The organism is Bacteroides sp. DH3716P (genome assembly GCF_025914115.1).
Classification (GTDB): domain Bacteria; phylum Bacteroidota; class Bacteroidia; order Bacteroidales; family Bacteroidaceae; genus Bacteroides; species Bacteroides ovatus.
Genome location: NZ_CP083673.1, coordinates 5,399,743 through 5,421,488, shown reverse-complemented (window position 1 = coordinate 5,421,488; position 21,746 = coordinate 5,399,743). Strand labels below are relative to the sequence as shown.

At 41.0% G+C, this 21,746-nt stretch carries 16 protein-coding genes, 1 tRNA gene and 1 pseudogene; 13 read left to right on the top strand and 5 right to left on the bottom strand.

The window, feature by feature from the left end; translation table 11 throughout:
- From KQP79_RS20605 to KQP79_RS20585, 5 genes and pseudogenes are all read left to right on the top strand, one after another.
- Positions 1-737, top strand: a pseudogene (locus KQP79_RS20605) (hypothetical protein); the annotation flags it as partial.
- A 539-nt stretch (positions 738-1,276) separates the two neighbouring features.
- Positions 1,277-2,293, top strand: coding sequence for a DUF3871 family protein (locus tag KQP79_RS20600; protein ID WP_004323047.1), 1,017 nt, complete (start codon positions 1,277-1,279; stop codon positions 2,291-2,293).
- A gap of 401 nt (positions 2,294-2,694) precedes the next feature.
- Positions 2,695-3,345, top strand: a complete 651-nt coding sequence (locus tag KQP79_RS20595) for a tyrosine-type recombinase/integrase (RefSeq protein ID WP_264386557.1) — start codon at positions 2,695-2,697, stop codon at positions 3,343-3,345.
- Positions 3,346-3,934: 589 nt separating this feature from the next.
- Positions 3,935-5,002 carry a hypothetical protein gene (locus KQP79_RS20590; RefSeq protein WP_225483723.1) on the top strand — a complete coding sequence of 356 codons (1,068 nt, stop codon included), beginning with the start codon at positions 3,935-3,937 and terminating at the stop codon, positions 5,000-5,002.
- A 28-nt stretch (positions 5,003-5,030) separates the two neighbouring features.
- The gene (locus KQP79_RS20585; protein WP_061448247.1) at positions 5,031-5,492 is read left to right on the top strand and encodes a lipocalin family protein; all 462 of its coding nucleotides are present in this window, start codon (positions 5,031-5,033) and stop codon (positions 5,490-5,492) included.
- A gap of 608 nt (positions 5,493-6,100) precedes the next feature.
- Here KQP79_RS20585 and KQP79_RS20580 read toward each other — a convergent pair.
- Positions 6,101-6,174, bottom strand: a tRNA-Met gene (locus KQP79_RS20580).
- 224 nt (positions 6,175-6,398) lie between these two features.
- Between KQP79_RS20580 and KQP79_RS20575 the strand changes: the two genes are divergently transcribed.
- The 4 genes from KQP79_RS20575 to KQP79_RS20560 all read left to right on the top strand — a co-directional run bounded on the left by KQP79_RS20575 (position 6,399) and on the right by KQP79_RS20560 (position 11,259).
- Positions 6,399-6,785: an START-like domain-containing protein gene (locus KQP79_RS20575; protein ID WP_008999058.1), complete on the top strand. Its 387-nt coding sequence runs from the start codon at positions 6,399-6,401 to the stop codon at positions 6,783-6,785.
- A gap of 76 nt (positions 6,786-6,861) precedes the next feature.
- Positions 6,862-8,760 carry an LptF/LptG family permease gene (locus KQP79_RS20570; RefSeq protein ID WP_032812063.1) on the top strand — a complete coding sequence of 633 codons (1,899 nt, stop codon included), beginning with the start codon at positions 6,862-6,864 and terminating at the stop codon, positions 8,758-8,760.
- 5 nt (positions 8,761-8,765) lie between these two features.
- Positions 8,766-9,983: a bifunctional 3,4-dihydroxy-2-butanone-4-phosphate synthase/GTP cyclohydrolase II gene (locus KQP79_RS20565; protein ID WP_004309056.1), complete on the top strand. Its 1,218-nt coding sequence runs from the start codon at positions 8,766-8,768 to the stop codon at positions 9,981-9,983.
- Positions 9,984-10,065: 82 nt separating this feature from the next.
- Complete coding sequence (locus KQP79_RS20560) at positions 10,066-11,259, top strand: pyridoxal phosphate-dependent aminotransferase (RefSeq protein ID WP_004306402.1); 1,194 nt, start codon at positions 10,066-10,068, stop codon at positions 11,257-11,259.
- Positions 11,260-11,514: 255 nt separating this feature from the next.
- Here the strand turns inward: KQP79_RS20560 and KQP79_RS20555 are convergent, their stop codons facing one another.
- Entirely contained in the window at positions 11,515-11,685 is a 171-nt protein-coding gene (locus tag KQP79_RS20555) for a DUF362 domain-containing protein (protein ID WP_002559159.1), read from the bottom strand.
- Positions 11,686-11,865: 180 nt separating this feature from the next.
- Between KQP79_RS20555 and metA the strand changes: the two genes are divergently transcribed.
- Genes metA through KQP79_RS20535 form a run of 4 tightly spaced genes read left to right on the top strand, consistent with a single transcriptional unit; the run spans position 11,866 to position 16,354 of the window.
- Complete coding sequence (gene metA / locus KQP79_RS20550) at positions 11,866-12,783, top strand: homoserine O-acetyltransferase MetA (protein WP_004314573.1); 918 nt, start codon at positions 11,866-11,868, stop codon at positions 12,781-12,783.
- A complete protein-coding gene (locus KQP79_RS20545; RefSeq protein ID WP_138343926.1) occupies positions 12,780-14,609 on the top strand; it encodes a peptidase U32 family protein in 1,830 nt (609 codons plus the stop codon). The genes metA and KQP79_RS20545 overlap by 4 nt, the downstream gene beginning before the upstream one ends.
- Positions 14,606-15,799, top strand: coding sequence for a zinc ribbon domain-containing protein (locus tag KQP79_RS20540; RefSeq protein WP_171036042.1), 1,194 nt, complete (start codon positions 14,606-14,608; stop codon positions 15,797-15,799). The genes KQP79_RS20545 and KQP79_RS20540 overlap by 4 nt, the downstream gene beginning before the upstream one ends.
- A 36-nt stretch (positions 15,800-15,835) precedes the next feature.
- Complete coding sequence (locus KQP79_RS20535; protein ID WP_004314570.1) at positions 15,836-16,354, top strand: GNAT family N-acetyltransferase; 519 nt, start codon at positions 15,836-15,838, stop codon at positions 16,352-16,354.
- A gap of 532 nt (positions 16,355-16,886) precedes the next feature.
- Here KQP79_RS20535 and KQP79_RS20530 read toward each other — a convergent pair.
- From KQP79_RS20530 to KQP79_RS20520, 3 genes are all read right to left on the bottom strand, one after another.
- Positions 16,887-19,352, bottom strand: a complete 2,466-nt coding sequence (locus KQP79_RS20530; RefSeq protein WP_171036043.1) for a TonB-dependent receptor — start codon at positions 19,350-19,352, stop codon at positions 16,887-16,889.
- 90 nt (positions 19,353-19,442) lie between these two features.
- A complete protein-coding gene (locus tag KQP79_RS20525; protein ID WP_004306407.1) occupies positions 19,443-20,045 on the bottom strand; it encodes a response regulator transcription factor in 603 nt (200 codons plus the stop codon).
- Between the two features lie 16 nt (positions 20,046-20,061).
- Positions 20,062-21,714 (bottom strand): NAD(P)/FAD-dependent oxidoreductase, encoded by a 1,653-nt coding sequence (locus KQP79_RS20520; protein WP_264386556.1) that lies wholly within the window; start codon positions 21,712-21,714, stop codon positions 20,062-20,064.
- Positions 21,715-21,746 lie beyond the last annotated feature (32 nt).

Below are 21,746 nucleotides of genomic sequence, written 5' to 3'. Positions count from 1 at the left end.
TAACCTGTAAGGCGTTTGAAGGAGTGGATTATTATTCTGAAACGGCAATATGCTTCATTGTCAGCAACGGTTACAACAAGCATACCCTAATCAGCATTGATATGGATATTCCCCAGATTGCAGGACGTATCAGAACCAAGTCCAATCCGTTCAGAAACAAGATAGTCCATATCTTCAATCCAAAGGTTATGAACTACTACCTTCCGTTTGACGAAATGAAGCAGAAGATAGCTAAGGAGCTTGCAGCAGCAGAGGAACGGGTACAGGTATTGAATGAGAGCAAGTTAGGGGAAGTTGCAAAGAAACAGCAGGACGATGAACTTAAGAAACTGGGGGCTGATACATATATCATCAAGAAGGGTGACAGGTATGAAGTCAATGACATGGTTGCCCAGTTAAAACTCTACCAACACTGGACTACACGTATAGTGTACAGGTCGGCAGAAGCATTGCAGGAAGGCTACAGACAGTTGGGCATGGCAATAGTCCAGACGTATGAATGGAGTATCGCAGACGAGAATATTATCAAAGGCATACTTACCACTCCCCAATTCAGAGACAGGCTCAAACGCTTCTGTGACTTGAAGGAGAAATCCGCTCTGACTGATAACGAGCGGCAGGAGTTGGAAAGCCTTATGAAGAGAGACCCAATATTAGAACAGGGATATCAGCATCTTGGATTAAGCCAACTAAGGAGAACAAGAACCAAGAAGGCTATCAAGGCTTTGATTGAATAAGAGTAAAACTCCAGACCACTAATACGGTTTGGAGTTTCTTATTATATACCCCAACCCAAGAATAGGGTATCTAAAATCATACCCCCGCCCTTTAGATTTAGGTNACCACTAATACGGTTTGGAGTTTCTTATTATATACCCCAACCCAAGAATAGGGTATCTAAAATCATACCCCCGCCCTTTAGATTTAGGTCGTGTTTCTATTTAGACTTTATGCAGCTATAGAGTAAAATATTTGATTTGTCAGTGAACAGGCTGACATATATCAGATGTATATCATGCGCTAAGCTTTATTGTTACCCTAAAACACCCCCTTACCCATTATTGGAGAAATGAAAGGATAACATGAATCGCTATTCAGTCCACAAACGCTTTGAACTTCTGAAATGTGCGGACTTATCAACGATTTGTATATGTCTACATATAAAGATGCACAAAGATAAGTGAATGAATAGAACTTCATGTTAAGCCCTCATTTNCTCATTTTGTCCTCAAATGCAGTATTTACTAATCATATTAACTTAATAATTTATCAGATTATGGAATCAACATTACAGATTATGCCAGTACAAAGAACTAGTAGAAACTTTGGTGAATATGCAGAAGAAGCGGTAATAATTGAAGAGCCAATTATTAAGCAGAAACGACCTCTATTCATTGAAGCCAATACGATTGAAGCCAGTTTGGAGCATCTAAGGAATGATTGTATTATACCCGTATTCGCAAAGGACAACGAAGCTACATTATCTCATGTGGCTTTCATTGAAGCGGTACAGGATGCAACCAATACATTCTTTAGCGGTGAACAAATTGAATCGCCAGATATTCGTGTTTCTCATGTAATCAAGGGTAGGATTCCCGAAGCAATTCATAAGCCAGCCAACCAGTTATTAGAGAGTGACAAGACTATCTACTACGAGAGGTGCGCTTTTGTTATTGAAGTTCCTACTATCTATGAGACAGTACACGGTAACAGGCTAACACTTACTATTGGCGGTGTCAGAGCTTATAACCACACCAATCTTTATTCAAAGAAGGGTGCGGAGCGGTTTAAAGTGTTTATTGGCTTTACTTGTAAGGTTTGCACAAATCTATGTGTATCTACGGACGGTTATCTTAGTTGCTTGGAAGTTACCAATACAAGGGATTTATATCAAGCGGTATTGGAGATGTTCCACAAATACGATGCAGCCAAACACATACATTTGATGCAGTCTTTAGGCAATACCAGTATGACGGAGCATCAGTTCTGCCAACTATTAGGCAGAATGAGACTTTATCAGTCATTACCGCAAGGCTATCAGAAAGATATACCTAAAATGCTGCTTACTGATACACAGGTTAACAATGTGGCTAAAGCATATATCAATGATGAGAACTTTGGCAGCTTGGGGAATGATTTGTCTATGTGGAAGTTCTACAACTTGCTCACAGGTGCAAATAAGAGTAGCTATATAGATTCATTCTTGGATAGAGCCTATAATGCTACAGAACTTGCAACGGGTATATGTTCCGCTTTACACGGTGATGACAAATACCAATGGTTTCTTAGTTAGTGGTATTATACAGTATTTAATAGGGGACATCCATATAATAAGGGTGTCCCTTAATTTATTCATTACTTAATTAATAATTAGCGATTTATGTTAGTAGCATTATTCGCTGTTATATTTTGGACTATTATGTTCTTTATTGCATGTGCGGTTTCACCTATTGTATTCTTCTTCATGATTATTTGGACTATATATCAATATTTCAAATTATTATGTTGAGGTAGTATATGAAGTACTAATAAGGGTATCTATATACTATATATAGGTACTCTTTATTAGCTATAGCTAGTAGTATAATATTCACTTTGTTAATTAGTGAATGTTTAGCTAATAATCAGTAAGTTAGATATTCCAGTTTAAAATTAATATTCACTTATATTAGTTTCACTATAAAACAGAACATTATGTCACTTAAATATTCAAGTACAACAGCAGATTATCTGCAATGGAGCGAAGCAATGAACTTAATAAGAAAGTTGGCAAGAGATAATAATTATAAGATGTCACTTCTTATCGCTTTGGGTTGCTTCACAGGTCTAAGAATTTCTGATATTCTTGCCTTAAGGTGGAATCTGATACTAGATGCAGAAGAGTTTACCATTACAGAGATTAAAACAGGGAAGCAAAGGACAATTAGGATTAACATGCAGCTACAACAACATATCAGAGATTGTTATGAGCATATAAATCCAGTTGGCATAAANAACATGCAGCTACAACAACATATCAGAGATTGTTATGAGCATATAAATCCAGTTGGCATAAATGCTCCTGTATTGATAAGTCAGAAGGGAACAGTCTACACAGTTCAGAGAATCAATGTCATGTTGAAGGAGATTAAGAAGAAGTACAGGTTGCATATAGGCAATTTCAGTTGTCATTCTCTTAGGAAGACCTTTGGCAGACAGGTCTATAATATGAACAGTGATAATTCAGAGCTTGCACTTGTTAAGCTCATGGAGCTATTCAATCATTCCAGTGTGTCAATTACTAAGAGATACTTGGGATTAAGGCAAGAGGAATTATTAAATACCTATGATTGCCTTAGCTTCTGATAATTAGGTTGGTATGGAAGTTCAGAATTTCTACTTATATGGGGATTTGGCAAGTTTCATACCAACCTTGATTTATTGAGTAGAGACAGCTCTCAACATTTAATAAACAATAGTTCTTGCTAATCAAACGTAAATTCGTAACTTTGTAGCAATTTCAGATACCTAATGTGTTAGGGCTGAAGGGACATAGTTAACGAAGAGCGTTTAAGATATTATCCTTAATCTGAAATCTGGACAATTTCAAAACACAAGGATAATAAGCAAGAACGCTCACGTCAATGTTATATACCTATCTTATTAGATAGTCTATATATCGTTTGGCGTGGGCTATTGTTTATTACTTGTGTTTGGGCAGTCCAGAGCCTCGGATTAGGTAATATTCAATAGTTCCCACGCTTCTTGTATGTAGTAACCAACTATAGGGAACAGGTTGGCATAAATACAGGTATATAAGAAACAGACAGTCTATTTTACTACTCAACAGTTCTTTATCAAAGAAGTGTGCAACTCCGTGTTGTGTTCCTCACACTTATATCTAAATTATTAACGCTCTCTATTGGGAACGTAGAAGCACAAACAGATTATTACAATGAAGATATTCAGATTAATTGGTATGCTTCTCATAGGAAGTAGTACTCTATTCTCTTGTAGTAATAATGAGGATGAACTACCACCTAAGGAGCAGACTAACCAAGAAACCTACACTATCTCATTCAATTTGGGCGGAGAGTTTATCTCCACTTCTGAAACTCCTTTAAGCAGAACAGAAGTTGCACCAAAGAAGATATATGGGATTAATGTGTATTATAAGAAGGACGGAAATACGTGGTATGATAATTATGCCTATGGATTGTTTGACAACATTCAAGATATGACTATATCCCTGATTAGTGGATATAGGTATAAGTTTGAATGTACCATGATACAGAATGACAATGATATAATTTATCATGATAAGAATGGATATTATGGAAGACCTTTTATGTCTGGAGATAATTATAATGGAGATTATAACGCAAACACAGTTACCCAACTGACTAATAAATTCCATGTCTCAACAACGACTTACCGATATTTAGATTACATTAAATATGGTACTACGGACGTATGTACGGAGTCAAGTTTTGTCAGAAGCAATTATCCTAAAACAGATAGATTCTATGGCGAGTTAACCGATTATATTCCTACTAAAGACGGAGTTGCTAATATAGATCTAAAACGTACAGCCTTTGGACTTAAATTTATAGTAACTCCACCTGTAGACGGTAAACTGTATATTAGCAGTATTACAACAAATGATAACTCTTACCATTCCATAAATTCCAATGTGGAGGTATCAGCAGACGATAATATATTGGAATCTTCTTCTATGTACACCTTCTATGAGGTTTATGAATGTTGGCAAGCAGAGAACTATACTAAAGACTTCACCATACGGTTAAAATGGAAACGGGCTAATGGAGCAACCCAAACGTTTGAGGAGGTAATTACTGTAAAACGCAATGTAATGACTACTGTCAATGTAAATGTGAATGGTGGTACTACAGATTCTTCTTTAGGAGTTAAAGAGGATGATACTCCAATGGGAAACGAGAATGTTGATATGAATTTCAACGGTGGTGATTTAAATGATAATGAGGTGAACCCTAATGTATAATTTATTAATTAACTAAAACAATTTAAAGATGAAGACATTAAGATTTATTGGTATGGCTATAGTAGCCATTATTATGAGTGTAAATTTCGTTGCTTGTAGTGATGACGATGAAGAGGACAACAGACCTCTTGCAGAGAAGATTATAGGGCATTGGGTACTTACTTATGAGGAAGGATTCATTAAGGATTCTGAATATCCCGAAGATGATGAAGCATGGAGTCATGCGCCTAAAGATGAATGTGAATATTTCGGTAACTTCACCTTTAGAGAAGACGGTACTTACAGTGAATATGATTTGGACGGTACAAGTAACCCGCAGAGTATTGAGAAATGGGAAGTGAATGGTAATGTTATAACTCTTATTGAAGATGAATATGAACAGTATGATTTAAAGGTTCTTGAAATCAGTTCCAATAAGTTAGTACTTGAATTTCATGATAAGGATGAAACATCTGAACATTATGCTAAGATGACCTATAAGAGAGGTTGACCTCTTAATCCAACAAATAAAGGCAGCATTTGAAGTAACATTCATTTGCTGCCTTATTAATTACCTCCTTCTCTTCTTAACTAATTTATGCTTATTCTTCTTAGCTGAATTTGAGAATAGTTGTTCTAACATTTCCCTTGTAATAGGTAGGTATGTTACTTCTGTGAGTTTGGTTTCTTTAATCTCTTGTGGTAAATAATGAATTGTGTTAGTCTTCTCTGTTACTCTCATATTAGAATTAATGTTAATAGATTAGTGATTGATTTATCTACTACAAAATTACAAAGAAGGGGGGGTGAACATAATGTAAGAATGGAATCTTAAATAAATGATGTAAAGTTGCTTATTAGCGTTAATCTATCATTGCTCAAATATCCCTTTGGATGAAACTGGAGTATTATGGTTTAATGGATAAGTGGGAAGGATAATATTGACTGGAACTTGTTTGGGTAAAGTCAATTTGATATGTTTAATAATGAATAATGTTTAATCTGATTGATATATGATTTGCACTGGTGTAAACCATAGTGTAAACCGCCACCAATTGATGTATAAAAGAAAAAAGCACCCAGAAGTGGAAGCCTCCCAAATGCCTTATTCTTATCAAGTAGCGGGACCCGGGATTGAACCGGGGACCTCATGATTATGAATCATGCGCTCTAACCAGCTGAGCTATCCCGCCATCGTTTCTCGATTGCGGGTGCAAAGATAGATGATTTTTTATAATCTCCAAAACAATTCATAACTTTTTTGTGTTTTTTCTTTAATACGGGTCTTGGTTTTCCCTATAAACAGGGAGTTTGAGGCTCGATAATGAAAGAATAATTAAATAAAGTGTCTGATTTATGCGGTGTATTTAGAAAAAAGTATTTATCTTGGCACACGTAAAAACAATTCGAAATTGCTATGAAAAAGGAAAAGATTCATTTGGAGTATTTGTTGAATGCAACATCTAAAAATATACTTTGGGGAGCTATTAGCACACCGACCGGGTTGGAGGACTGGTTTGCAGACAAAGTTATTTCTGACGATAAAATAGTAGAGTTTCATTGGGGCAAGACAGAACAGAGGAAAGCAGAAATTATTGCCATTCGCTCTTTCTCTTTTATCCGCTTCCGTTGGCAGGATGATGAAAACGAACGCGATTATTTTGAAATCAAGATGACTTATAATGAGCTGACTAGTGACTATGTGTTGGAAATTACCGATTTCGCAGAGCCGGATGAAGTAGCCGATATGAAAGAATTGTGGGAGTCGCAAGTAGCTAAATTAAGAAGAACTTGTGGTTTTTAGTTAACTTTCAACTAAAAATTTTCGATGCTCCTTTTTTTGTGCTAATTTTGCATCCTAATTGCACGAACCTATTAAGATGCTACGCATAAAGAAATTAGATATATTCATCGTAAAGAGTTTTTTGATGCTCTTTATTGGTACATTCTTCATCTGTCTGTTCATATTCATGATGCAGTTCCTGTGGAGATATGTAGACGAATTGGTCGGAAAGGGATTGGAGATGAGCGTAATGGCTCAATTCTTCTTTTATTCCGCGTTAACATTAGTGCCGGTATCGTTGCCATTGGCAGTGCTACTGGCTTCTTTGATTACTTTCGGTAACTTTGGCGAGCGTTATGAATTGCTTGCGATGAAAGCCGCAGGTATTTCTCTCCTTAAAATCATGCGTCCGCTTGCTTTCTTCGTTTGCGGGCTTGTCGGTGTCTCATTCTATTTCCAAAATGTAGTAGGTCCTATCGCCCAGGCTAAGCTGGGAACCCTGATCCTTTCGATGAAACAAAAATCTCCGGAGTTGGACATTCCGGAAGGAGTTTTCTATTCTGAAATCAAGGACTATAATTTAAAGGTAGCTAAGAAGAACCGGAAGACCGGTATGCTATATGATGTGCTGATTTATAGTATGAAAGATGGCTTTGAGAAAGCACGTATTATATATGCTGATTCCGGGCGTTTGGAGATGACCGCGGATAAACAGCATCTTTGGCTGCATTTGTATAGCGGAGATTTATTTGAGAATCTGAAAGCTCAAAGTATGAAATCGGAGAATGTACCTTACCGACGCGAGGAATTTAGGGAAAAACATACCATTATTGAGTTTAATTCCGATTTCAATATGGTTGACGGTGAGATTATGGGTAAACAGTCCAGTGCTAAGGACATGGCGCAGTTGCAGAGTTCCATTGACTCGATGACGGTTGTGGGAGACAGTATCGGACGACAGTATTACAGGGAAGTGGCAGAAGGAAATTTCCGTCCTTCTTATGGATTGACAAAAGAAGATACGGTCAAAATAGAAAAGGCGGATATTCATGAATATAATGTAGACAGCCTTTACGAAGTAGCCTCTTTAACGCAGAAACAGAAGGTGATTTCTTCTGCTGTCAGTCGTGCGGAGAACGTGGCTAACGATCTTGGGTTCAAGAAATTCACGATGGAGAACAATGATTATAGTATTCGAAAACATAAGACGGAATGGCATAAGAAGATAACAATTTCACTTTCTTGTCTGCTGTTCTTCTTTATCGGAGCTCCGTTGGGCGGTATTATCCGTAAAGGAGGTCTGGGAATGCCGGTCATCGTATCAGTGTTGGTGTTTATCATTTATTATATCATTGATAATACAGGATATAAAATGGCCCGCGACGGTAAGTGGATTGTTTGGATGGGGATGTGGACAAGTAGCGCAGTCCTTGCCCCGTTAGGAATCTTCCTTACTTATAAATCGAATAAAGACTCTGTGGTGCTTAATGCAGATGCTTATATCAACTGGTTTAAAAAGATTGTGGGAATTCGTAGTGTGCGTCATATATTTAAGAAAGAAGTGATTATTCATGATCCTGATTACGCACGTCTGACGGGTGATTTGGAACAACTTTCGGCAGAGTGTAAAGCGTATGCCGCCAGGAAACGATTGGAAAAAGCACCGAATTACTTTAAGTTGTGGATGGCGAGTGAGGATGATAACGAGGTGATGGCAATCAATGAAAAGCTGGAAGCGTTGGTCGAAGAAATGTCCAATACGAAATCTGCCACTTTGATCGGTGCATTAAACAATTATCCGGTTATTTCCGTTTCTGCTCATGTGCGCCCGTTCCATATATATTGGTTGAATCTGGTAGCCGGAGTCATTTTCCCTATCGGTTTATTTTTCTATTTCCGCATCTGGGCGTTCCGCGTTCGTCTGGCTAAGGATATGGAACGGATTATAAAGAACAATGAACAAATTCAATTCATCATACAGAAAATCAATAAATAAGTGTTATGAAAGAGACTATTAAAATGGATAGAATAGAAGATGCGATTGCCGACTTCAAAGAAGGCAAGTTTGTCATAGTAGTGGATGATGAAGACCGCGAAAACGAAGGCGACTTGATTATTGCAGCTGAAAAGATAACTCCCGAAAAAGTAAATTTCATGTTGAAGCATGCACGTGGCGTACTTTGTGCACCTGTCACAGTGTCTCGTTGCAAGGAGTTGGATTTACCGCATCAGGTAAGTGATAATACTTCCGTGTTGGGAACTCCTTTTACGGTTACTATTGACAAATTGGAAGGCTGTACAACAGGTGTTTCCGCTTCTGACCGTGCCGCTACTATTCAGGCGTTGGCCGATCCGACTTCTACACCGGCTACTTTCGGGCGTCCCGGACACATCAATCCGTTGTACGCGCAAGAAAAAGGAGTACTTCGCCGTGCCGGACATACAGAAGCTACGATTGATATGGCTCGTCTGGCAGGACTTTACCCCGCAGGTGCCTTGATGGAAATCATGAGTGAAGACGGAACAATGGCACGTTTGCCCGAACTCCGTCAGATGGCAGACGAACACGGGCTGAAACTGATTTCTATCCATGACCTGATCGTTTATCGCCTGAAACAGGAATCCATTGTAGAAAAAGGAGTAGAAGTAAATATGCCTACCGAACACGGAAAGTTCCGTCTGATTCCTTTCCGCCAGAAATCAAACGGATTGGAGCACATGGCTATATTTAAAGGAACATGGAGTGAAGACGAACCGATCTTGGTACGTGTCCATTCCTCTTGCGCTACTGGGGATATCCTTGGCTCACAACGTTGTGACTGTGGCGAGCAGCTGCATAAAGCGATGGAAATGATCGAAAAAGAAGGAAAAGGTGTGGTGGTTTACCTCAATCAGGAAGGACGTGGCATCGGTCTGATGGAAAAGATGAAAGCATATAAGTTGCAGGAAGACGGTATGGATACCGTTGACGCGAATATTTGTTTGGGACACCTTGCCGACGAACGTGATTATGGAGTAGGCGCACAAATCCTTCGTGAACTGGGAGTACACAAAATGAGACTTTTGACAAATAATCCGGTGAAACGTGTTGGTTTGGAAGCATACGGATTGGAGATAGTAGAAAATGTACCTGTTGAAACAGTTCCTAATCCGTATAATGAACGATACTTGAGAACAAAGAAAGAAAGAATGGGGCATACTTTACATTTTAATAAGTAAATTGCCAATTTGTTTTCATATATCAAATATTATCGCTTATTTTGCAACGATTTTCACTCAACAACAATAAAATAGATACAAAATGAATCAATTATCAGATCGTTTGAACAGCTTGTCGCCATCGGCGACGCTTGCCATGTCGCAAAAGAGCAACGAGCTCAAGGCACAGGGTGTTGATGTTATTAACTTAAGTGTAGGAGAACCGGATTTTAATACTCCTGACCACATCAAAGAAGCTGCGAAAAAAGCCATAGATGATAACTTTTCTCGTTACTCTCCGGTACCGGGTTATCCGGCTTTGCGCAATGCTATTGTTGAGAAACTGAAAAAAGAAAACGGTCTGGAATATACAGCCGCTCAAATTTCGTGTGCCAATGGTGCCAAACAATCTGTTTGTAATACCATCCTTGTATTGGTAAATCCGGGTGACGAAGTCATCGTGCCGGCTCCTTACTGGGTAAGTTACCCGGAAATGGTGAAAATGGCAGAAGGTACTCCTGTAATTGTTTCAGCAGGTATCGAACAAGATTTCAAGATTACTCCGGAACAGCTGGAGGCAGCCATCACTCCGAAGACGAAAGCATTGATTCTTTGTTCTCCGTCTAATCCGACAGGTTCTGTATATACAAAAGAAGAATTGGCCGGATTGTCAGCAGTATTGGCTAAACATCCGCAGGTGATAGTAATCGCTGATGAGATTTATGAACATATCAATTATATTGGTGCACATCAGAGTATCGCTCAATTCCCAGAAATGAAGGAACGTACAGTGATTGTAAACGGTGTATCCAAGGCTTACGCTATGACAGGATGGAGAATCGGTTTCATTGCCGGTCCGGAATGGATTGTAAAAGCTTGCAACAAGTTGCAAGGTCAGTACACTTCAGGTCCTTGCTCTGTTTCTCAAAAAGCTGCTGAAGTGGCATATACAGGAACACAAGAACCGGTAAAAGAAATGCAGAAAGCATTCCAACGCCGTCGTGACCTGATTGTGAAGTTGGCTAAGGAAGTTCCGGGATTTGAGGTAAACGTTCCGCAAGGTGCTTTCTATCTGTTCCCGAAATGCGATGCTTTCTTTGGAAAGAGCAACGGCGAACGTAAGATTGCAGATTCAGATGATTTGGCAATGTACTTGCTTGAAGAAGCTCACGTGGCTTGTGTAGGTGGTGCCTCTTTCGGTGCTCCTGAATGTATCCGTATGAGTTATGCTACAAGCGATGAAAATATCGTAGAGGCTATCCGTCGTATCAAAGAAGCATTGGCTAAGTTGAAATAATAGTTCACCACAGATTATACAGATTGACACAGATTGAAAAGAGATTGTCTGTCTGAAAAATATTAGATTAATAAAATCATCCTTACTACAGTATGCAGTAAGGGTGATTTTTTGTTTAAGGAACTTCTTTGTATTTTTCTATCCGTGTGATTGTGAATTAATCTGTGTTAATCTGTGTAATCTGTGGTGAAGAAAGAGGAATAAAAAAAGGCTGCCTTCCATAGAAAGCAGCCTATACTCTTTTTGTAACTTGTATTATTCAGCCGGGTGAATTGCTTCAGACGGACAAACGTCTGCACAAGTACCACAGTCAGTACATACATCTGGGTTGATAGAATAGATATCACCTTCAGAGATAGCTTCTACCGGACACTCGTCAATGCAAGTTCCGCAAGCAATACAATCGTCACTAATTACGTATGCCATTTTTCTAAGATTTAAATTATTAGTACTAATTTCTCCGGCAAAAATAAGGCTTTTATTGATTGGTTGTTATGCTTCTATGTTTAAATTGACTTAATTTGTACGTCTTCTAAATAAGCTACCTCCCTATAATCTGCTATATTTTTCGTATTTTTGCACTCAAATTACTAATATATAGCGATTATGCCTTTAAATTTACCCGATAAACTACCTGCGATAGAGCTTTTGAAGGAAGAGAATATTTTTGTGATCGACACTTCCCGCGCTACGCAACAGGATATTCGTCCGCTACGGATTGTGATTCTGAATCTGATGCCGTTGAAAATTACAACGGAAACAGACTTGGTGCGCTTACTCTCCAATACACCTCTTCAGGTGGAGATTTCATTTATGAAGATCAAGAGCCACACGTCAAAGAATACGCCGATAGAACACATGAAAACGTTCTATACGGATTTCGACCAGATGCGTCACGAGAAGTATGATGGTATGATTATCACCGGAGCTCCTGTAGAACAGATGGACTTCGAGGAGGTGACCTATTGGGATGAGATTACGGAAATCTTTGATTGGGCACGTACGCATGTCACTTCTACCTTATATATATGCTGGGCTGCGCAGGCCGGATTGTATCATCATTATGGAGTTCCTAAATATCCGTTGAAAGAGAAGATGTTCGGTATCTTTGAACATCGGGTATTGGAACCTTTCCACTCCATCTTCCGTGGTTTTGATGATTGTTTCTATGTGCCGCATAGCCGTCATACAGAAGTACGCAGGGAAGACATTCTGAAAGTTCCGGAATTGACGTTGCTTTCCGAATCGGAAGATGCCGGTGTCTATATGGCAATGGCACGGGGCGGTCGTGAATTCTTTGTCACGGGACACTCCGAATATTCTCCGCTGACACTGGACACGGAATACCGTCGCGATCTCGATAAAGGCTTGCCGATAGAGATGCCCCGCAATTATTATATAGACAATGATCCTGAAAAAGGCCCGTTGGTACGTTGGCGTGCTCATGCCAATTTGTTGTTCTCCAATTGGCTGAACTACTTCGTTTATCAGGAAACACCTTACAACATCAACGATATTCAATGATAAAGCAGCGTAAAATAGAACTTCTCGCTCCGGCGAAAAACCTGGAATGTGGCATTGAAGCTATCAATCATGGGGCAGATGCAGTATATATCGGTGCTCCGAAGTTCGGTGCCCGTGCGGCGGCTGTGAACTCATTGGAAGATATTGAAGCATTGGTGCAGCATGCCCATTTGTATCATGCACGTATTTATGTCACGGTCAATACGATTCTGAAAGAAGAAGAGTTGAAAGAGACGGAGGAGATGATTCATGCACTTTATCGGATTGGCGTAGACGCGCTGATTGTGCAGGACATGGGGATCACGAAGTTGAATCTTCCTCCGATACCGCTTCATGCCAGTACACAAATGGACAACCGTACACCGGAAAAAGTAAAATTCCTTTGGAAGGCGGGTTTCCGGCAAGTAGTCCTGGCGCGGGAACTATCGTTGCGTGAAATAAAAAAGATACACGAAAATTGTCCGGAAGTGCCTTTAGAGGTATTCGTACATGGGGCACTTTGTGTCAGCTATAGCGGGCAGTGCTATGTCAGCCAAGCCTGTTTCGGTCGTAGTGCCAACCGGGGAGAATGTGCGCAATTCTGCCGGTTACCTTTTAGTCTGGTAGACGCGGACGGGAAAGTGATTGTCAAAGACAAACATCTGCTTTCCCTGAAAGATATGAATCAAAGTGACGAACTGGAGCAATTGCTGGATGCCGGAGCTTCCTCGTTCAAGATAGAAGGGCGACTGAAAGACGTTTCTTACGTGAAGAATGTAACGGCCGCTTATCGTCAGAAGCTGGATGCCATCTTTGCCCGTCGTCCGGAATATGTAAGGGCTTCTTCGGGTACGTGCAATTTCGAGTTTAAGCCACAACTGGATAAGAGTTTCAGTCGTGGATTCACACATTATTTCCTGCATGGACGTGACAAAGAGATTTTCTCTTTCGACACTCCCAAGTCGTTGGGCGAGGAGATGGGGACTGTGAAGGAGATTCGCGGCAATTATCTGACGGTTGCGGGACTTAAATCCTTTAACAATGGAGACGGTGTTTGTTATATCGACGAACAGGGACGTTTACAGGGCTTCCGCATCAACCGGGTGGACAGCAACAAACTATACCCACAGGAAATGCCTCGCATCAAGCCTCGTACCACATTGTATCGTAATTTCGACCAAGAATTTGAACGAGTGCTTTCCCGTAAGTCTGCCGAAAGGAAAATCGCAGTGCGAATGTTGCTTGCCGACCATCATTCCGGTTTCTCTTTGACATTGACTGACGAAGATGATAATAGCGTCACAATCACCCTTCCACGTGAGAAAGAGCCGGCTCGGACTCCACAAACGGACAACCTGAAAACGCAACTGTCCAAATTGGGGAATACGCCTTTCGAAGCAAAAGAAATAGAAATCTCTTTTACCGGCAACTGGTTTCTGCCGGCTTCGGTATTAGCCGATTTCCGCCGGCAGGCAATCGACCGGTTAATAACTGCCCGTCGAATCAATTACCGTCAGGAATTGTCGGTATGGAAGTCAACCAATCATGCTTTTCCACAAACGACGCTAACCTATCTGGGAAATGTCATGAATACTCGTGCAGCCTCTTTCTATCAGGAGCATGGGGTTCAACAGGTAGCAGCGGCTTACGAAAAAGAAGCGGTGGAAGATGCGGTACTGATGTTCTGCAAACATTGTTTGCGTTACAGTATGGGATGGTGTCCCATCCATCAACGGGTACGTTCACCTTATAAAGAACCCTATTACCTGGTGTCAAATGACGGCAAACGTTTTCGTCTGGAATTTGATTGTAAGAATTGTCAAATGAAAGTAAAAGCGGCTCAATGAGAATCATTATTCACAATTTTCACCACCGTTTTCACCACAGAGGACGCAGAGGACGCAGAGGACACAGAGGATATAGTGGAGGTAACATCTTCACTCATTCTTCTGATACAGACTGTTTGAGTGTTTTTTGGAAAAAGTGTAGAAAGTTTTTCTCTTTACCTTCTTTCCCCTTTTTACCCTCTTTATCCTTTTTATCCTCTGTGTCCTCTGCGTCCTCTGTGGTGAAAATAGTGATGAAAACAGTGATGAACCTCCTACTATGTTTACTTTTGCTCTCATCTTGTTATTATAAAGCACCGGCTTTGGATTCGGAAGAACTGTCGAAGAAGACGAAAGACTCGTTGACTTACTTGTACGAACGGCATTATACATGGAATACAAACTTGGAAGTAGTCGATGATTCCATCTCTTTGGAATGTCTTCCGATAAAAGATACTTTTATTCAGTTGAATAAAGGGGATAGGGTAGTGGTGGCAGAGTTTGCGGTTCACCCTGCCGATAGTGTAGACAGTGTTTGGGTGAAGCTGGCTCACACACAGGATGAACAGGGCTGGATACGTGAAAAAGAACTCAAGAAGTCATTTGTGCCGACTGATAGTATTTCGCAGGCCATTCATCTTTTCAGTGATACGCATGCTTCTTATTTCATTATCATCTTCGCTTTATTCGTCGGTGTATATCTGTTTCGCGCTTTTCGTCGAAAGCAGTTGCAGATGGTCTATTTTAATGATATAGATAGTGTTTATCCGTTATTTCTCTGTTTGTTGATGGCTTTCAGTGCAACGATTTACGAATCGATGCAGGTCTTTGTGCCGGAAACGTGGGAGCATTTTTATTTCAATCCTACTTTGTCGCCGTTCAAAGTTCCTTTTATTCTCTCTGTCTTCTTGTTGAGTATTTGGCTGTTTTTGATAGTCGCTTTGGCGGTGCTGGATGATTTGTTCCGACAGTTGACTCCCGCTGCAGCTATCTTTTATCTGCTGGGGTTGATGTCTTGCTGTATTTTCTGCTATTTCTTCTTTATCCTGATGACACATATTTATATCGGTTATCTGTTCCTTGCCTTTTTTATGCTGGTTTTTGCGAAGAAAGTCCATCGGAACATTGGGTATAAGTATCGTTGTGGGCGTTGTGGGGAAAAGTTGAAGCAAAAAGGTGTATGCCCCCATTGTGGAGCTATCAATGAGTAATTTTATTATCTGTTTTATTCTTGAATAACTTTTCAAATGATGGAAATCAGATCTACCGAAATAAAAGATCTCCCTTTAGTGATGGAGATTTATGACTATGCCCGTGCCTTTATGCGTGCAACCGGAAATACTACTCAATGGATTGACGGTTATCCTTCTGAAGTATTGATTCGTCAGGAAATTGAAGATGGACATAGCTTTGTCTGCATAGATGAACAGGGAGAAATCTTGGGGACTTTTTGTTTTATCTTGGGCGACGACCCTACTTATCAACAGATTTATGAAGGAACATGGCTCAATAATGAACCTTATGGAGTGATTCATCGGCTGGCAACGAACGGAAAACAGAAGGGGGTATCGGAAACCTGCTTGAACTGGTGTTTCGAACGTTGGCCCAATCTCCGGGTAGATACTCATCGGGACAATAAAGTCATGCAGCATATATTGACGAAGTATGGCTTTCAACGTTGTGGTATCATTTATGTAAAGAACGGTACAGAGCGTATCGCTTATCAAATGACGCGTGTGTCTGATGGAACAGAGAAACTTGCTTAATCGTGGTGGAGTGTAGTTGAAGTGTATTAGATGTAGACAAGATAATCTTAGATATAAGCAAACCAATAGGAAACTGTAGGTAAAGTAATGCCAGAGTACCGGTAAAGTTCCGTTAAGATGCCGGTATAGTTGTGTGAAGGTACCGCTATCTTTACCTTCCCACGGCCGTGGTGACTTCTTCTCACAGCCGTGACGAGATCTCTCCACGGCCGTGAAGAGAAGCTACCACAGCCATGGAAAGGTAAAGATAGCGTAGGGTTAAGAGAACAATGCCTATTGGATTAATTAAGTATAACGACTTTATAATGCATACTTCATAGAGGCATACGTTCTTCTATCACGTATTCCATGCCATCAATCTATAAGAGACAGGCTGACAATAAAAGTCCGAATCTTTTATTGTCAGCCTGTTTTTGGGTTATTGTCAGCACTTATTGTCAGGTGTCAATGGATTGATAATCATTGTTTTATATGGATAAAATCTTTAGCTGACAATAAAATGACTAAATAATATCTCTATGAGTGAAAATGATTAGAACCGGCAGCGGAGATCTACTCCAAATTGCATTGGGCGTCCTTTTTGCATAAAACCTTTGTTCATTGTTTCGAAATAGAAGGCGGCATATTCTTTATTCAAGAAGTTGCGTGCCCAGAAACTAATCATTGCGTCACCGATTTCCAGATTCGTTCTCCAGTTGAGTGTGCCATAGAAAGATTGGCTGACATCGTTTTGTTCAGTCCAGTAGATACGTCCGGCAGCGTTATAATTAGCTTGGAATACAACCCGGTCGAAGATAGAGCGCGGACTGCAGGTGATGGCGTATTCTCCTCCGATATTTAAGGTATGTTTGGGGACAAAGGGAACATATTTGCCATTATAATCTGCGGTTACTTTAAAAGTGCCGTCTTTTTGCTCTTCGGTGATTACATAATCCGTAAAGGTGGCATACGTATATCCGTAACTGACATTCAGGCTAAGTTCTTTTGTCACACTGGCACGAAGGGCTGCTTCTGCACCATAACTGCGACTTTTTCCTGCATTGATCGTGATACGTCCCAGACCACTTTCTGCAAATTGGGAGAGTTGTTGGTCGCGGGTATCCATATAGAATGCTGCGACGTCGGCCCAAAGTCTGCCTTCCCATAAAGTAAGGTGGCTACCTGCTTCGTAGTTCCACGAATATTCGGGTTTGTAAGTGGTGGATGCTTTTACATCAATCTCTTTTGTAGGTACCATTTGGTTCATCATATTAATGATGGTTTTTCCCCAGGTGGCATCTTGCCCTATTGTCGGACTTTCTTTGATGGCATTCATCATCGAATTTTTCAATTCTGTTTGTGATAAGTCAGAGAACATCTGGATGTTATATCCTCCCGAACGATATCCCCGGGTGACGGTGGCATAAACGTTATTTTGATTCTTCCATTCATATTGAATAGCAAATTTGGGTAGGAGCTGTACATAATCAGTAGAGAGCTTGCCAACGAAAGAGGCAGGGGCTTTCATATTCTGATCAGACAAGTTTATTTGGTTGGGTCCCATAGCTAAGTGAAAATCAAAACCAAAATCGATAGGAGTGCTAAGAGAATTATACTTCATACTGATTTTCTCGTAATCGAGCCGGAGGCCGGCTGTAACGGACAGTCCTTCTATGAACAAGTTGTTGAAAGTAGACTGATGATAAAGTGCACCGCTAAGAGTCGGGGTGTCGAAAGTTCCTCCTACGCTTAAAGTCGGGTTGTGCACAGTCATTCCCATGGTGGGAGCTCCGGGTTTGGCAGATACTTCTTCAAAAGCTGCATTGGCGTTGTTTTCAATGACCGACTTCACTCCTTCTTCTTTAAACAAAACAGGTCCCGTAGTATGCAGCCATTGATAGAATCCGAAAGCGCCCGTAGCCCACTGCCATCTTTTTCCGGGTTTGGCTTTCAACACAATCTCTTCGGAAATGGTGTTGGCACGTTGCTTTTGCTCAATATTGAAAATATCTCTTTCTGTGAAATCCTGATCGAGAAACATGCGGTCGTTCAGGTTCTGATAACCTGTCACGGCACTTAATATAAAGTTGTTGGCTTGATATTCGATGTTAACACCGGAGTTGAGCAATCCACGGCGGTAACTGCTGCGGTCGTTATATGAAATCTTACCGATATAATCTGCCCGGTCTTCTGTCATTTCTTTACCATTTTCTTTCGCTTTAGCTATCGCACTGGGGGTAATCCCGGTATAGTAATACGGATATCCGCCCTGATCGCTATATTCATAGCTAAGGGCCATATCTATTTTCAGGTTCGAACTAGGCAGGTAAATACCACGGAAACGTCCGCCACCGGCATTGCTCTTGTCTACCTTTTCGTTGTTTCTTGCCGAATTTTCAAAGAAGCCACCTGTGTGTTCGTAGAAACCTCCGGTAGAAAAAGCGAAGCGGTCGGATGTCCGGTGATAGTGGGTGAGTGACACATTATAATTATTGTAGGTCGCTGCTCCCATGCGGATATCAGTACCTTGATAAGTGAAAGGCGATTTTGTGTGCACTTTGATAAGTCCTCCCATCGTATTACGTCCGTAGAGAGTACCTTGTGGTCCTCGGAGAATGTCAATACGTTCGATATCAGCATAGTTGAAGTCGAAAGCGGATTTGTCGATATAAGGGATGTTGTCTACGTAAAGTCCTACGGACGGAGTGTTGATACGTGAGCCGATTCCGCGGATATAAATGGAAGTGGTCAGTTTGGAACCATAATCGGGGATAAACAGATTAGGGACGATGCCTGTCAGGTTTTTCACAGAGTTCACCTGATTGGCGCGCATATTATCTTGCGATAAAACAGTGGCTGCCACCGGTAATTCACGCAACTTACGATTCTCTTTCGGAGTGGCAATCACTACCACTTCTTCGATGTCTACTATTTTTAGTGAGTCTTTCGGGAAATCTTCCGCCCATGCTGTACCTGTCGTCAGGAGCGTGAGGGCAATCATAATATTCTTTGTCTTCATCTGCTGTTAATTTATCTGGTGCAAAGTAACGGCAAATATAGATGACAGTCAATCCTCATTTATTAGGATTATGACTTATTTTTTAAGAGGTCAGATTCGGTCAGCTTCGATATATCCGTTCATTACAGCATAAATAGTCAGCCCGGAGACGGACTTAATGCCTAATTTCTCCGTGATATTTTTTCGGTGAGTGATAACGGTAGTCAGGCTGATATTCAGTTTATCTGCTATTTCTTTGTTGATTAATCCTTTGGTTATCAGTACGAGCACTTCTATTTCACGGGCGGATAGAATTTCCTGATGAGGCTGCATCGGAGGCATGGGTGGCATATCTTTTACCGGATAACCGTCATGGTGAGCATGTTGGTGAAGTTTCAATATGTTTTTCACCAGCTCTTCTTCGGATTCGTGAATGTTGAGTACAGGTACGCCGGACAGTTGGAATTGCGGACTGTCGCTTGCCAATACAATCGTTTTTCGTTTCCGGGGGAGAAAGAAAGCATTGTGCTCCACGTAAATCTGTGCGGAAATGAAATAGTGGGCATACATATCGGGAGTATCGTCCATCAGTTCGCTGAAGTGATGAAAAGTCCGTATGGTTGCCATAGGAATCATTTCCTCCAGGATTCCTTTCAGACCGAGACAGGTCAATGTATTGGCTTCTACGATTGCTATTTCGGGTTGATAATTCATTTTAGTGTAAGTTTAATTAATGATTGAAATAGTTGGCTGCTGCTTCTGCACATCGTTCGCCGTCCACCCCGGCAGACACAATTCCTCCGGCATAGCCTGCGCCTTCTCCGCAAGGAAATAATCCGCGAACGGTGACATGTTGTAGAGTATCCTTATCGCGTATGATACGAACGGGGGAAGAAGTTCGTGTTTCCACACCAATCATTACTGCCTCATTTGTCAGGAATCCGTGACTGCTTCGTCCGAATTGTTGGAAACCAAGAGATAGCCTTTTGCTAATAAATGATGGCATCCAGAAATGAAGTGGAGACGAAATCAATCCCGGACTATAGGATGACTCGGGCAGATCGTAACTCAATTTCTTGCGGGTAAAATCCAGCATGCGTTGTGCCGGAGCAGTCTGTCGTCTGCCTCCCTGCAACCAGCATTGACGTTCCAATTCCTCTTGAAAGTGAAGAACAGATAGTAACTGTGAATTAATCTCTGAAAGTTGTGAACTTTTCAAATTCGGGTTTAGTGCCATCAGCTGTTCATCTTGTTGCGCAGCCAATTCTTTATTCCTCATTTTTAATTCTTCATTTCCCAAATCTTCCGGTTGAATTTCCACTACCATTCCCGAATTACTCCACCGTGACCCACGGTTGGCAGAAGACATGCCGTTTACTACCACTTGTTCCGGTCCGCTGGCGGCAGGAACGATGAAACCTCCGGGACACATACAGAAACTATATACTCCTCTGCCTTCTGCCTGTGTTACAAAGCTGTATTCAGCAGCGGGCAGGTATTTGCCCCGTCCATTCTTATTATGGTATTGTATTTGATCGATCAACATTGCCGGATGCTCCAAACGGACACCGACTGCAATGCCTTTCGCTTCAATCGCCACATGATTCGCAGCCAGCCAACGATATACATCTCTCGCCGAATGTCCGGTTGCCAGTATCACGGGTCCGAGAAAAGTCTTTCTTGTATTTGTTTCGATACCTTTGACTTCATCGTTCTCAATAATCAATGCATCCATTCGTGTCTGGAAATGTACTTCTCCGCCACATTCGATAATGGTGTTCCGCATATTTTCAATGACACGTGGCAATTTGTCTGTTCCGATATGCGGATGCGCATCCACCAATATCGAAGTTGAAGCTCCATGCTGGCAAAATACGTTCAGAATCTTATCTACATTTCCTCTCTTCTTGCTCCGGGTATAGAGTTTCCCATCCGAGTAAGCTCCTGCACCTCCTTCTCCGAAACTGTAATTCGATTCTGGATCAACAGTGTGTTCCCTGCTGATTTGTGCCAGGTCTTTTTTACGTTCGCGCACGTCTTTTCCACGTTCGATGACGATAGGGCGTAATCCAAGTTCAACAAGGCGTAATGCAGCGAATAATCCGCCGGGACCTGCGCCAACGACAATCACTTGCGGTTTTCCTTCTACATTATTATATATAGTACGTTCGTACTCATCTTCTTGCGGCATTTCCTTGATGTATGCCCTTACCTTCAGATTGACGAAGATAGTCCGCTGGCGTGCATCAATACTCCGTTTCAAGATTCGGGTAGCGGTGATGTCACGTAAATTCAGACCTTTTTCTTTAGAAAGATATTCCTTTAATTTCTGTTCGTTTGCTGCGATTTCGGGAAGTATACGGAGTTGGTATTCTTGTGTCATTTAGTTATTATTGATATTGTTTTCGATTATCC

Excerpts from the sequence above, each read along its gene's own strand:
- KQP79_RS20570 (WP_032812063.1), top strand. The coding sequence starts at position 6,862 with ATGCTACGCATAAAGAAATTAGATATATTCATCGTAAAGAGTTTTTTG.
- KQP79_RS20565 (WP_004309056.1), top strand. The coding sequence starts at position 8,766 with ATGAAAGAGACTATTAAAATGGATAGAATAGAAGATGCGATTGCCGAC.
- KQP79_RS20600 (WP_004323047.1), top strand. The coding sequence starts at position 1,277 with ATGGAATCAACATTACAGATTATGCCAGTACAAAGAACTAGTAGAAAC.
- KQP79_RS20545 (WP_138343926.1), top strand. The coding sequence starts at position 12,780 with ATGATAAAGCAGCGTAAAATAGAACTTCTCGCTCCGGCGAAAAACCTG.
- KQP79_RS20585 (WP_061448247.1), top strand. The coding sequence starts at position 5,031 with ATGAAGACATTAAGATTTATTGGTATGGCTATAGTAGCCATTATTATG.
- KQP79_RS20575 (WP_008999058.1), top strand. The coding sequence starts at position 6,399 with ATGAAAAAGGAAAAGATTCATTTGGAGTATTTGTTGAATGCAACATCT.
- KQP79_RS20590 (WP_225483723.1), top strand. The coding sequence starts at position 3,935 with ATGAAGATATTCAGATTAATTGGTATGCTTCTCATAGGAAGTAGTACT.
- metA (WP_004314573.1), top strand. The coding sequence starts at position 11,866 with ATGCCTTTAAATTTACCCGATAAACTACCTGCGATAGAGCTTTTGAAG.
- KQP79_RS20560 (WP_004306402.1), top strand. The coding sequence starts at position 10,066 with ATGAATCAATTATCAGATCGTTTGAACAGCTTGTCGCCATCGGCGACG.
- KQP79_RS20530 (WP_171036043.1), bottom strand. The coding sequence starts at position 19,352 with ATGAAGACAAAGAATATTATGATTGCCCTCACGCTCCTGACGACAGGT.
- KQP79_RS20555 (WP_002559159.1), bottom strand. The coding sequence starts at position 11,685 with ATGGCATACGTAATTAGTGACGATTGTATTGCTTGCGGAACTTGCATT.
- KQP79_RS20520 (WP_264386556.1), bottom strand. The coding sequence starts at position 21,714 with ATGACACAAGAATACCAACTCCGTATACTTCCCGAAATCGCAGCAAAC.
- KQP79_RS20540 (WP_171036042.1), top strand. The coding sequence starts at position 14,606 with ATGAGAATCATTATTCACAATTTTCACCACCGTTTTCACCACAGAGGA.
- KQP79_RS20525 (WP_004306407.1), bottom strand. The coding sequence starts at position 20,045 with ATGAATTATCAACCCGAAATAGCAATCGTAGAAGCCAATACATTGACC.
- KQP79_RS20535 (WP_004314570.1), top strand. The coding sequence starts at position 15,836 with ATGATGGAAATCAGATCTACCGAAATAAAAGATCTCCCTTTAGTGATG.